The organism is Salmonella sp. A1325, from assembly GCF_056991255.1.
In genome coordinates, this window is the sequence record NZ_JAMLWO010000003.1 from 98991 (window position 1) to 111143 (window position 12153).

The 12153-nt window shown below is 54.9% G+C and carries 9 protein-coding genes; 7 read left to right on the forward strand and 2 right to left on the reverse strand.

Translation table 11 applies throughout. From position 1 onward, the window contains the following. Window positions 1–4 precede the first annotated feature (4 nt). Window positions 5–1009, forward strand: a complete 1005-nt coding sequence (foxR, locus tag NAZ64_RS07435; protein ID WP_000074601.1) for a ferrioxamine uptake transcriptional regulator FoxR — start codon at window positions 5–7, stop codon at window positions 1007–1009. A 145-nt stretch (window positions 1010–1154) separates the two neighbouring features. Continuing rightward, entirely contained in the window at window positions 1155–3263 is a 2109-nt protein-coding gene (foxA, locus tag NAZ64_RS07440; protein ID WP_001127717.1) for a ferrioxamine B receptor FoxA, read from the forward strand. 40 nt (window positions 3264–3303) lie between these two features. Here foxA and NAZ64_RS07445 read toward each other — a convergent pair whose 3' ends face one another. Then, a complete protein-coding gene (locus NAZ64_RS07445; protein WP_000433131.1) occupies window positions 3304–3936 on the reverse strand; it encodes a LysE family transporter in 633 nt (210 codons plus the stop codon). A gap of 231 nt (window positions 3937–4167) precedes the next feature. Here NAZ64_RS07445 and yahO point away from each other — a divergent pair, with 231 nt between their 5' ends. Then, window positions 4168–4443, forward strand: a complete 276-nt coding sequence (gene yahO / locus NAZ64_RS07450) for a DUF1471 family periplasmic protein YahO (protein ID WP_024798169.1) — start codon at window positions 4168–4170, stop codon at window positions 4441–4443. Window positions 4444–4578: 135 nt separating this feature from the next. Here the strand turns inward: yahO and prpR are convergent, their stop codons facing one another. Further along, on the reverse strand, window positions 4579–6204 hold the full coding sequence (gene prpR / locus NAZ64_RS07455) for a propionate catabolism operon regulatory protein PrpR (RefSeq protein ID WP_024798451.1): 1626 nt from the start codon (window positions 6202–6204) through the stop codon (window positions 4579–4581). 265 nt (window positions 6205–6469) lie between these two features. Between prpR and prpB the strand changes: the two genes are divergently transcribed. From prpB to prpE, 4 genes are all read left to right on the forward strand, one after another. Continuing rightward, window positions 6470–7357: a methylisocitrate lyase gene (gene prpB / locus NAZ64_RS07460; RefSeq protein WP_000052223.1), complete on the forward strand. Its 888-nt coding sequence runs from the start codon at window positions 6470–6472 to the stop codon at window positions 7355–7357. A gap of 110 nt (window positions 7358–7467) precedes the next feature. After that, window positions 7468–8637: a bifunctional 2-methylcitrate synthase/citrate synthase gene (gene prpC, locus NAZ64_RS07465; protein ID WP_220569385.1), complete on the forward strand. Its 1170-nt coding sequence runs from the start codon at window positions 7468–7470 to the stop codon at window positions 8635–8637. Between the two features lie 39 nt (window positions 8638–8676). Then, the gene (locus NAZ64_RS07470) at window positions 8677–10128 is read left to right on the forward strand and encodes a bifunctional 2-methylcitrate dehydratase/aconitate hydratase (RefSeq protein ID WP_024798450.1); all 1452 of its coding nucleotides are present in this window, start codon (window positions 8677–8679) and stop codon (window positions 10126–10128) included. A 40-nt stretch (window positions 10129–10168) separates the two neighbouring features. Further along, window positions 10169–12055 carry a propionate--CoA ligase gene (gene prpE, locus NAZ64_RS07475; RefSeq protein WP_001632564.1) on the forward strand — a complete coding sequence of 629 codons (1887 nt, stop codon included), beginning with the start codon at window positions 10169–10171 and terminating at the stop codon, window positions 12053–12055. The last annotated feature ends 98 nt before the right edge of the window (window positions 12056–12153 follow it).

Here is a 12153-nt window from a genome sequence, read left to right on the forward strand (position 1 = left end):
GATAATGTCTCCGATCTCCTGTCACTCTTCCGCCGCCCCGGCGATGAAAAAGATCTTTTCCGTCAGCGATTTCATCGCGTTTGGCGAGCGTTATGGCATTGATTACCGCTTCCCTGCGTTACCGCAGTATACGCAGAGTAGTCCCGTACTTCATGGCGATATCGAAGAGATAGCGCTTCCCGGCGGGATTTGCATTACACGCTCGGATGTTCACGTGTTACAACCTTATGAAACCACCTCTCGCCATAGCAGCCCGCTGTATATGCTGGTGGTGCTGGAAGGTAACGTCGCGCTGGCTGTCAATGAGCAGACCTTTTTGTTGAGCGCGGGGATGGCGTTTTGCTCGCAACTGAGTGAGCAGCAGACGATACGCGCCCATCACGGCGCAGACAGTAAATTGCGCACCTTGTCGCTGGGAATGTACCCGGACGGCGGATGGCGGGAGCGTTTGCCTGTCTCGCTGGCAGACGAGTGGGAAAATAGCGCAGCCTCGGCGAGGGTCTGGCAGGTGCCGGAGTTTCTGCTTTCAGGGCTACGCTATGCGCAGCAGCCCGGACCTCATGCGGCGTCACGCCAGTTAATGCTGGAAGGCATCATGCTGCAATTGCTGGGCTATGCGCTAAATCTATGTCAGCCCGCAACGCAAAAACGCGGGCTTCCCGTCACCGGTGAATACCAGCGGCTGGAGCTCATTCGGCGTTTACTGGAGCAGACGCCGGAAAAAGCCTACACGCTGAACGAACTGGCGCGTCGGGCGGCAATGAGTCCAAGTAGCCTGCGGTGCAAGTTTCGCCATGCCTATGGGTGTACCGTGTTTGATTATCTGCGCGATTGCCGCCTGGCGCGCGCGCGTCGTTATCTGATGGAGGGATACAGCGTGCAGCAGGCCGCCTGGATGTCAGGCTATCAACATGCCACTAACTTTGCGACGGCATTTCGTCGGCGTTATGGCTGCTCGCCCGGCGAGCTGCGTGACGCGTCTCTGACGGCGTCCCGACACTGTGCGTAACGCGCTCCGCCAGAGCGGTAATATCCGCTACTAACCCGGTTTTCTGCCGTTTTGGGTGATTTTTTATCATTGCGCATAGGCAATCTGGCGTTACGCATAGTGGTCCGTCATCTCTAAAAGGTAATAATTCTTATTTACAATAAAGATGCCTTTGGAGATGTTCATGTTTGCGACAACGCGTATGGCGCTATTGATAGGCGGAGCTATCGGCGGCGCGACTTTTCCTCTTTTTGCCCAGGAAACCACAAAAAATGATACGGTCATTGTCACCTCGCCCGTTCAGAGTGGCGCGACTAAGCTGGCGACGCCAGATATTGAAACGCCGCAGTCGGTATCCATTATTACCCGCCAGCAGTTTGAAGAGCAGGGCGCAACCAGCGTGCGTCAGGCGGTCAGCTACACCCCAGGCGTATACAGTAATCAGATAGGCGCCTCTAACCGCTTTGATTACATCGTATTGCGTGGTTTTTCGGACGGTAGTCTGGATAACGTCTATCTCGACGGGTTAAAAATGATGGGCGACACCAATTCGCACAGTTCGTTGGTGGTTGACCCCTGGTTTCTGGAAGATATCGAGGTGGTACGCGGCCCGGCGTCCGTTCTGTATGGACGTTCATCGCCAGGCGGCATTGTCGCGCTGACGTCGCGAAAACCGGCGTTTGATGCCGGGGGAGAGGTGAAGCTGTTTGCCGGCAATCACAACCAGCGCGGGGCGGCTTTTGATGTGACCGGCCCACTGGATGACAATGAACGTGTGGCGGCGCGTCTTAGCGGCATGACACGTTACGCCGATTCGCAGTTTACCCCCTTGAAAGAGGAACGTTATGCGCTGATGCCGAGCCTGACCTGGCGAATTACCGATCGGACGCGTCTTGATCTTATGGCCTATCTGCACCGTGATCCGGAAGGCGGTAGCCACTCCGGACTGCCTTATCAAGGCACGGTTGTACCTTATAACGGCGGAAAAATTTCTAACACTTTCTTTGAAGGTGAAGATGACTACGACAAATACGATCGCCGTGAAAATATGGTGGGTTATAACATTGAGCATCTGTTCGATAACGGCTGGTCGGTACGGCAAAAATTGCGTTATTTGCATACCAAAGTGACGTTGAATCAGGTCTATGCCGCAGGTTGGTTGAATGAAACGGCGCTGAATCGCGGCTATTCCGGCTCCGGGGAGAAAATGTCGGCTATCGCGCTGGATAATCAGCTCGACGGCAGCGTGGATACCGGGGCGATTAATCATCGTCTGCTGGTGGGGATCGATTATCAGGATCGCAGTAATCATACTACTGGCTATTATGGCGCGTTTCCGCCGATTGACGCTTTCAACCCTGTTTATGGCGCTCAGCCGGATTACATTACGTTGTATAGCCGTGAAAAACATAAGCTGCGGCAGACCGGATACTATTTACAGGATCAGATGTCATGGGATCGCTGGCGCTTTACGTTGGGCGGTCGTTACGATCGGGTCAGCGTGTCTAACATCGACAAACTTCATGATTCACGCAGCGATCTCGATAAAAACAACGTCAGCACCCGTGCTGCGTTGCTTTATCTGTTCGACAATGGCGTCGCCCCCTATCTCAGTTATTCTACCGCGTTTACGCCGACCAGCTTCGCCGACGAAAACGGCAATGTGCTGGAACCGATGAAAGGCAAGCAGTGGGAGGCGGGGGTAAAATACGAACCGCTGGGGGGGAATAGCCAGTTTAGCGCCGCCGTGTATCGTATTAACCAGACAAATATCGCGACCAAAGAAGAACCTACCGATCCGTACCGCTCGATTGGTGAAATTGAGTCTAAAGGGGTTGAACTGGAGGCTATTAGCCATTTGTCGGATAGCGTCCGTTTGCAGGCGGCGTATACCTATACTGATATCCGTTATAAGAAAAGTAGCCCGCAAGAGCAGGGTAAGCGCGCGGTTTATGCTCCACGGAACCAGGCCAGCGCCTGGCTAAGCTACGATGTGAAAAGCGGTCTGTTAGAGGGGCTGACTTTGGGCTCCGGCATCCGGTACGTCAACGGCGTGACCAGCGATCGCCTGAATACCCACACCTTGCCGTCCTATACACTGGTCGATATGGTGGTTGGGTATGATTTATCCAGCATTGGGTTAAATGGCTTGAGCGCCCAGCTCAACGTAAATAACCTGACGGACAAACGCTATGTCGCTGCCTGTAATTCGCTCTCTTATTGTTATTTTGGTGCCGAGCGTAGCATTGTAGGCAGCGTTTCATGGGCGTTTTGATAACGCTTATCGTCCGGTAGCAAAGGCTACCGGGCAAACATTAGCGGTGCGTCACGCCTTCATAGAGAAGTCTGAGCGCAAACATCCCGATAATGGCGCCGATAACACGGCTGGCAATGCGCTGTATTCGTCCATAAGCGCGGCGGACTGCGGGGAGCGAAAAGGCCTGGCTGAGAAAAATACGCCAGATAACGGATGACAGCACAATTCCGGCCCAGGCCATTAACCTTGCCCATGTGGGCGTTTCTGCGCTAAGCGTTACGGAAAAAATACTGATAAAAAACAGTACGGTTTGCGGATTGGATAAATCGGTCATTAATCCCCGGCGAAAGAAAATTGTCCACGGGGCGGCAATCGGCGTCTGGAGCGTGCTCATTTGCGGCGTCGCCTGGTGGCGAATACTGTTCCAGGCGAACCATAATAAATAGGCGCCGCCGACAATTTTGATAAGAGAAAATACCGCTTCGCATTGCGTAATGAGCGTCGCCAGACCGAAAAGCCCCAGCCCGGAATAAAAGGCGTCTCCCGTGGCGACGCCCAGGCCGGTGATGACTCCCGCCCGGCGTCCTGATGCGAGGCTGGTTTGCACCACCACAAACAGATTCGCGCCGGGATTAAAAAAGGTTAACACAAACAGACTGACGGTAAGCACAACGGCATGAAACGGCTCCATAGGCAACTCTTCTCTTAGCCTCAAGAAATAACGTTCATCTTATTAATAGTCAAACCAGATGATTGCGAGTGAGATCACAAAGCAGGGGCGTTTTAATCCGCGTTGTTACGCCGACAGAACGGGGGCTGACTGGATTTTTCCAGCAATCTACACTACTTATTTAATCAGTCCGAACGGCCTTTTTGTTCTGATAAAGCGATGATGGCGTAATAATAAAACGAGGGTTTTGCTATGAAAACTGGCTACAAGGTTATGTTTGGCGCATTAGCGTTTGTCGTGACAAACGTTTATGCCGCAGAAATCATGAAAAAAACGGACTTTGATAAAGTCGCCTCCGAATACACGAAAATTGGCACGATTTCCACCACTGGGGAAATGTCGCCGCTGGACGCCAGAGAAGATTTAATCAAAAAGGCGGATGAAAAAGGGGCGGATGTGGTGGTGCTGACGTCCGGGCAGACAGAAAATAAAATTCATGGTACGGCTGATATTTATAAAAAGAAATAAAAGCGTTGCATCATAAAAATACCCGCCTGGGTTTCCGGCGGGTATTTTTATTCCTGGCAACCGGCATCCGTTTTGCCGGATGACGGCCTGCAGTAAACGTAGCGCCATCAGGCATTCAGGACGCGGTCATTTGTCTTAATTATCCGACTGGTCTTTGGCACCAGCTTTTAAACGACGCCACAGAGTGGTGCGGCTAATCCCCAGATAACGCGCCGCCGCGCTCTTATCGCCCTTAAAGCGCGCCAGTACATCCTGTAACGTGTGCGCATCCACGGTTGAAGGCGTCAGCTCTGCTGTGTTCACCATAAGCTCAGGTAATAACTGCCGCATAAATTGCCTGTCCAGCGTTGGCGCGGGATCGACGCTTAAAAAAAGCGCCAGGCGCTCCATCATATTACGCAGTTCGCGAATATTACCGGGCCAGCGCCAGGTCAGCAAAAGCGGCTGACACTGTATCAATCCATGACGTATCGATTCGGTAAACGGAATTTCCATCGCCGCCAGCGACTGTTTTAAAAAGCTTTCCGCCAGCGGCAAAATATCAGCCTGCCGCTTGCGTAAAGGAGGAAGCGTCAGACGCAGAATACTCAGGCGATAAAAGAGATCGGAGCGAAAACGTCCTTGCATTATCTCCCGATCCAGATCGCAATGCGTAGCGCTGATCACCCGGACATCCACCGGGACCGGCTGGTGTCCGCCGACGCGAGTGACGGCTTTTTCCTCCAGTACGCGCAAGAGTCGGGTTTGTAACGGCAAGGGCATTTCGCCGATTTCATCCAGAAACAGCGTGCCGCCGTGTGCGATTTCAAACAGCCCCGCCCGGCCTCCTCGTCGTGAACCGGTAAACGCGCCCTCTTCATAACCAAACAATTCCGCTTCCAGCAACGACTCGGTAATCGCGCCGCAATTGACGGCGACAAAGGGAGGGGATGGCTTATTCTGACGGTGAGGCTGGCGGTGAAAAAACGTCTGGTGAATCGCCTGCGCCGCCAGCTCTTTTCCGGTCCCTGTTTCCCCCTGAATCAGCACTGCCGCACGGGAGCGGGCATAGAGCGTAATCGTCTGGCGGAGCTGCTCCATTTGCGGCGACTGGCCGCGTATATCGCCCAGTTCATACCGGGTTTGTAATCCCTTGCCGGATGGGTAATCCACGCGCTGGCGCCGTGTCAGACGGGTCATATCCAGCGCATCATGGAAAGCCTGACGAACGGTCGCCGCGGAATAAATAAAGATGGCGGTCATTCCCGCTTCTTCCGCCAGATCGGTAATTAATCCCGCGCCGACGACGGCCTCAATACCGTTGGCCTTAAGTTCGTTAATTTGCCCGCGCGCGTCCTCTTCGGTTACATAGCTTCGCTGTTCAAGACGGAGGTGAAACGTTTTCTGAAAGGCAAGTAAAGCCGGAATGGTCTCCTGATAGGTCACGATACCGATAGACGAGGTGAGCTTTCCTGCTTTCGCCAGTGCCTGTAATACATCGAATCCGCTGGGCTTGATGAGGATCACCGGTATTGACAGGCGACTTTTTAAATAGGCCCCATTCGAACCCGCCGCGATAATCGCGTCGCAGCGCTCGGTCGCCAGTTTTTTGCGAATGTAGGTCACCGCCTTTTCAAAGCCGAGTTGAATAGGCGTGATGGTCGCCAGATGATCGAATTCCAGGCTGATATCCCGAAACAGTTCGAACAGACGCGTTACGGAGACCGTCCAGATCACCGGTTTATCGCTATTATCGCGCGGAGCGCTGTGGGCAGTCGTCATCGCAGTAGGTTCATCTTTAAGGGGCGATTTTTTGTTTTAAACGTGTTTCATAAATGTTGCAATGAAACAGAGCGATTCGTTTCATGAAACGTTAGCTGACACGTTTTTCTTTTCCCTTAATCGCGCTTATTCATAACAAGAATGACTGTAATTACCTGTTTTTAAATCTCATTGTATTTAATTTTCTCGCTGCCTCTTTGCCTGGCATAGCCTTTGCTTTGGTGAATACATCTTGAATAACAATTTACTAACATGAGGACGAATTATGTCTTTACATTCGCCGGGGCAGGCATTCCGCGCCGCGCTCGCTAAAGAGAATCCATTACAAATTGTCGGCGCGATCAATGCTAACCATGCTCTGTTGGCCCAACGGGCCGGGTATCAGGCTATCTATCTTTCTGGTGGCGGCGTAGCGGCGGGCTCGCTCGGACTGCCGGATCTGGGGATTTCTACGCTGGATGATGTGTTAACCGATATCCGGCGCATCACGGATGTTTGCCCGCTGCCGCTGTTGGTGGATGCGGATATTGGCTTTGGTTCCTCCGCGTTTAATGTCGCGCGGACGGTAAAGTCCATAGCCAAAGCGGGCGCCGCCGCGCTGCATATTGAAGACCAGGTTGGCGCTAAGCGCTGTGGACACCGTCCAAACAAAGCGATCGTCTCGAAAGAGGAGATGGTAGACAGAATTCGGGCGGCAGTGGATGCGCGCACCGATCCGAACTTTGTGATCATGGCGCGTACCGATGCGCTGGCGGTGGAAGGGCTGGAGGCGGCTCTCGATCGCGCGCAGGCTTACGTGGACGCGGGGGCTGACATGCTGTTCCCGGAGGCGATCACCGAACTGTCGATGTACCGCCAGTTCGCCGACGTGGCGCAGGTGCCGATCCTCGCCAACATCACTGAGTTTGGCGCGACGCCGCTGTTTACGACCGACGAGTTGCGCAGCGCAAACGTGGCGATGGCGCTCTATCCGCTGTCGGCGTTTCGCGCCATGAACCGCGCCGCAGAAAAAGTCTATACCGTGCTGCGCCAGGAAGGGACGCAAAAGAACGTGATCGACATCATGCAGACCCGCAACGAGCTGTACGAAAGCATCAATTACTACCAGTTCGAAGAGAAGCTGGACGCGCTGTACAGGAATAAAAAATCGTAGCCTGTAGGCCTGATAAGGCGAAGCCGCCATCAGGCAATGCCGGATGGCACTACGTTTATCCGGCCTACACGCCTCAATATCCTACACATTAAAAAAATGACGAGGACACTATGAGCGACACCACGATCCTGCAAAATAATAACCATGTCATTAAGCCCAAAAAATCCGTCGCGCTTTCCGGCGTACCTGCCGGAAATACCGCTCTGTGTACCGTGGGAAAAAGCGGTAACGATCTGCACTATCGCGGTTACGACATTCTCGATCTGGCGGAGCATTGCGAATTTGAAGAAGTCGCGCATTTACTGATCCACGGAAAATTACCGACCCGCGACGAGCTGAACGCGTATAAAAGCAAGTTAAAAGCGCTGCGCGGATTACCCGCCAATGTCCGTACCGTTCTGGAAGCGTTACCGGCGGCCTCGCACCCGATGGACGTGATACGTACCGGCGTTTCCGCGCTGGGCTGCACCCTGCCGGAAAAAGAGGGACATACCGTCTCCGGCGCGCGCGATATTGCCGATAAGCTGTTGGCCTCGCTCAGCTCTATCCTTCTTTACTGGTATCACTACAGCCACAACGGCGAACGTATTCAGCCGGAAACCGACGATGATTCCATCGGCGGCCATTTTCTGCATCTGCTGCATGGTGAAAAGCCAACCCAAAGCTGGGAAAAGGCGATGCATATTTCGCTGGTGCTGTATGCCGAGCATGAGTTCAACGCCTCGACGTTTACCAGCCGGGTGATTGCCGGGACCGGCTCGGATGTCTACTCCGCGATTATCGGCGCGATTGGCGCGCTGCGCGGCCCGAAACACGGCGGGGCGAATGAGGTGTCGCTGGAAATTCAACAGCGTTATGAAACGCCGGACGAGGCAGAGGCGGATATCCGTAAACGCGTGGAAAACAAAGAGGTGGTGATTGGCTTTGGACATCCGGTTTACACCATCGCCGACCCGCGCCATCAGGTGATTAAACGGGTGGCGAAACAGCTTTCAGAAGAAGGCGGCTCGCTGAAGATGTACCACATCGCCGACCGTCTGGAAACGGTGATGTGGGAGACCAAAAAGATGTTCCCGAATCTCGACTGGTTTTCGGCGGTCTCTTACAACATGATGGGCGTCCCTACCGAAATGTTCACCCCGCTGTTTGTCATCGCCCGCGTTACCGGCTGGGCGGCGCACATTATTGAACAGCGTCAGGACAACAAAATTATTCGCCCCTCTGCCAACTATACCGGGCCGGAAGATCGTCCGTTTGTCTCGATAGACGATCGTTGCTAACTCACTCTTATTAAAAATAAAACGCAGGAAACGTACCCTATGTCTACCCAAGAACTGAACATCCGCCCGGAATTTGACCGCGAAATCGTCGATATCGTGGATTACGTGATGAACTACGACATCACCTCAAAGGTGGCGTACGACACCGCGCATTATTGCCTGCTCGACACGCTCGGTTGTGGTCTGGAAGCGCTGGAATACCCGGCCTGTAAAAAATTGCTTGGGCCGATCGTGCCAGGCACGGTGGTGCCCAACGGCGCACGCGTGCCGGGCACCCAGTTCCAGCTCGATCCGGTACAGGCAGCTTTTAACATTGGCGCGATGATCCGCTGGCTCGATTTTAACGATACCTGGCTTGCCGCCGAGTGGGGCCATCCTTCTGATAACCTCGGCGGTATTCTGGCGACGGCTGACTGGCTGTCACGCAACGCCGTCGCCGCCGGCAAAGCGCCGCTGACCATGAAACAGGTATTGAACGGGATGATCAAAGCCCACGAAATTCAGGGCTGCATCGCGCTGGAAAACGCCTTCAACCGTGTCGGACTTGACCATGTGTTGCTGGTGAAAGTGGCCTCGACTGCGGTGGTCGCTGAAATGCTGGGGCTGACGCGCGATGAGATCCTCAACGCGGTATCGCTGGCGTGGGTGGATGGGCAGTCGTTGCGCACTTATCGTCATGCGCCGAATACCGGTACGCGCAAATCCTGGGCGGCGGGCGATGCGACTTCGCGCGCGGTACGTCTGGCGCTGATGGCGAAAACCGGCGAGATGGGCTATCCCTCGGCGCTCACCGCCAAAACCTGGGGCTTCTACGACGTTTCATTCAAAGGTGAAACGTTCCGTTTCCAGCGCCCTTACGGCTCCTACGTGATGGAAAACGTGCTATTCAAAATTTCTTTCCCGGCAGAGTTCCACTCGCAAACCGCCGTCGAAGCGGCGATGACGCTGTATGAGCAGATGCAGGCCGCGGGTAAAACGGCAGCGGATATCGAGAAAGTGACCATCCGCACCCACGAAGCCTGTCTCCGCATTATCGATAAAAAAGGCCCGCTCAATAACCCGGCGGACCGCGATCACTGTATCCAGTATATGGTCGCCGTGCCGTTGCTGTTCGGACGGTTAACCGCGGCGGATTATGAAGACGAGGTGGCGCAGGACAAGCGTGTTGACGCCCTGCGCGAGAAAATCGTGTGTTATGAGGACCCGGCTTTTACCGCCGACTATCACGACCCGGAAAAACGTGCTATCGGCAATGCGATCACCGTGGAGTTTACTGATGGCTCACGCTTTGGCGAGGTTGTCGTGGAGTATCCGATTGGTCATGCGCGTCGCCGCGCCGACGGTATTCCGAAGCTTATCGAAAAATTTAAAATAAACCTGGCGCGTCAGTTCCCGACTCGCCAGCAGCAACGCATTCTGGATGTCTCCCTGGACAGAGCCCGCCTGGAGCAGATGCCGGTTAACGAATACCTCGATTTATATGTCATCTGAGCCAGCCAGCAGTAAGGCGTAAGTTCAACAGGAGAGCGTGATGTCTTTTAGCGAATTTTATCAGCGTTCCATTAACGAACCGGAGGCGTTCTGGGCCGAGCAGGCCCGGCGTATCGACTGGCGACAGCCGTTTACGCAGACGCTGGATCATAGCCGTCCACCGTTTGCCCGCTGGTTTTGCGGCGGCACCACTAACTTATGTCATAACGCCGTTGACCGCTGGCTGGATAAACAGCCGGAGGCGCTGGCGCTGATTGCCGTCTCATCAGAGACCGATGAAGAGCGCACATTTACCTTCAGCCAGTTGCATGATGAAGTCAACGCTGTGGCCGCCATGTTGCTGTCGCTGGGCGTGCAGCGTGGCGATCGCGTATTGGTCTATATGCCGATGATTGCCGAAGCGCAGATAACCCTGCTGGCCTGCGCGCGCATTGGTGCGATCCATTCGGTGGTCTTTGGCGGTTTTGCCTCGCACAGCGTGGCGGCGCGCATTGACGATGCCAGACCGGCGCTGATTGTGTCGGCGGATGCCGGAGCGCGGGGCGGTAAAATCCTGCCATATAAAAAGCTGCTCGATGACGCTATTGCGCAGGCGCAGCATCAGCCGAAACACGTTCTGCTGGTGGACAGAGGGCTGGCGAAAATGGCGTGGGTGGATGGGCGCGATCTGGATTTTGCCACGTTGCGCCAGCAGCATCTCGGTGCGAGCGTGCCGGTGGCGTGGCTGGAATCCAATGAAACCTCATGCATTCTTTACACCTCCGGCACTACCGGCAAACCGAAAGGCGTCCAGCGCGACGTCGGCGGTTATGCGGTGGCGCTGGCAACCTCGATGGACACCATTTTTGGCGGCAAGGCGGGCGGCGTATTCTTTTGCGCATCGGATATCGGCTGGGTCGTCGGCCACTCCTATATCGTTTACGCGCCGTTGCTGGCAGGCATGGCGACTATTGTTTACGAAGGACTGCCGACGTACCCGGACTGCGGGGTCTGGTGGAAAATTGTCGAGAAATACCAGGTTAACCGGATGTTTTCCGCCCCGACCGCGATTCGCGTGCTGAAAAAATTCCCGACGGCGCAAATCCGTAATCACGATCTCTCCTCGCTGGAGGCGCTTTATCTGGCCGGTGAGCCGCTGGACGAGCCGACGGCCAGTTGGGTAACGGAGACGCTGGGCGTACCGGTTATCGACAATTATTGGCAGACGGAGTCCGGCTGGCCGATCATGGCGCTGGCCCGCGCGCTGGACGACAGGCCGTCGCGTCTGGGAAGTCCCGGCGTGCCGATGTACGGTTATAACGTCCAGCTACTCAATGAAGTCACCGGCGACCCCTGCGGCATAAATGAAAAAGGCATGCTGGTGATTGAAGGGCCGCTGCCGCCGGGCTGTATTCAGACTATTTGGGGCGACGATGCGCGTTTTGTGAAGACTTACTGGTCGCTGTTTAGCCGTCAGGTTTATGCCACCTTCGACTGGGGAATCCGCGACGCCGAGGGGTATTACTTTATTCTGGGCCGTACCGATGATGTGATTAATATTGCGGGCCATCGGCTGGGGACGCGAGAAATAGAAGAAAGTATCTCCGGTTACCCGAACGTAGCGGAAGTGGCGGTGGTGGGGATAAAGGACGCTCTGAAAGGGCAGGTGGCGGTGGCGTTTGTCATTCCGAAGCAGAGCGATACGCTGGCGGATCGCGAGGCGGCGCGCGACGAGGAAAAAGCGATTATGGCGCTGGTGGACAACCAGATCGGTCACTTTGGTCGTCCGGCGCATGTCTGGTTTGTCTCGCAGCTCCCCAAAACGCGTTCCGGAAAGATGCTTCGCCGCACGATCCAGGCGATCTGTGAAGGCCGCGATCCGGGCGATCTGACAACTATTGACGATCCCGCGTCGTTGCAGCAAATTCGCCAGGCGATCGAGGAATAGCCGTAAGCCGGATAAGCCGCGTCCGGCAACGGGTTAGCGTCAGCGACTGAATAGTGGGGTGTAAAGTTGGGAAAGGGCGGCAGCGCGCCGCCCTGTAA

Excerpts from the sequence above, each read along its gene's own strand:
- foxR (WP_000074601.1), top strand. The coding sequence starts at position 5 with ATGTCTCCGATCTCCTGTCACTCTTCCGCCGCCCCGGCGATGAAAAAG.
- foxA (WP_001127717.1), top strand. The coding sequence starts at position 1,155 with ATGCCTTTGGAGATGTTCATGTTTGCGACAACGCGTATGGCGCTATTG.
- NAZ64_RS07445 (WP_000433131.1), bottom strand. The coding sequence starts at position 3,936 with ATGGAGCCGTTTCATGCCGTTGTGCTTACCGTCAGTCTGTTTGTGTTA.
- yahO (WP_024798169.1), top strand. The coding sequence starts at position 4,168 with ATGAAAACTGGCTACAAGGTTATGTTTGGCGCATTAGCGTTTGTCGTG.
- prpR (WP_024798451.1), bottom strand. The coding sequence starts at position 6,204 with ATGACGACTGCCCACAGCGCTCCGCGCGATAATAGCGATAAACCGGTG.
- prpB (WP_000052223.1), top strand. The coding sequence starts at position 6,470 with ATGTCTTTACATTCGCCGGGGCAGGCATTCCGCGCCGCGCTCGCTAAA.
- prpC (WP_220569385.1), top strand. The coding sequence starts at position 7,468 with ATGAGCGACACCACGATCCTGCAAAATAATAACCATGTCATTAAGCCC.
- NAZ64_RS07470 (WP_024798450.1), top strand. The coding sequence starts at position 8,677 with ATGTCTACCCAAGAACTGAACATCCGCCCGGAATTTGACCGCGAAATC.
- prpE (WP_001632564.1), top strand. The coding sequence starts at position 10,169 with ATGTCTTTTAGCGAATTTTATCAGCGTTCCATTAACGAACCGGAGGCG.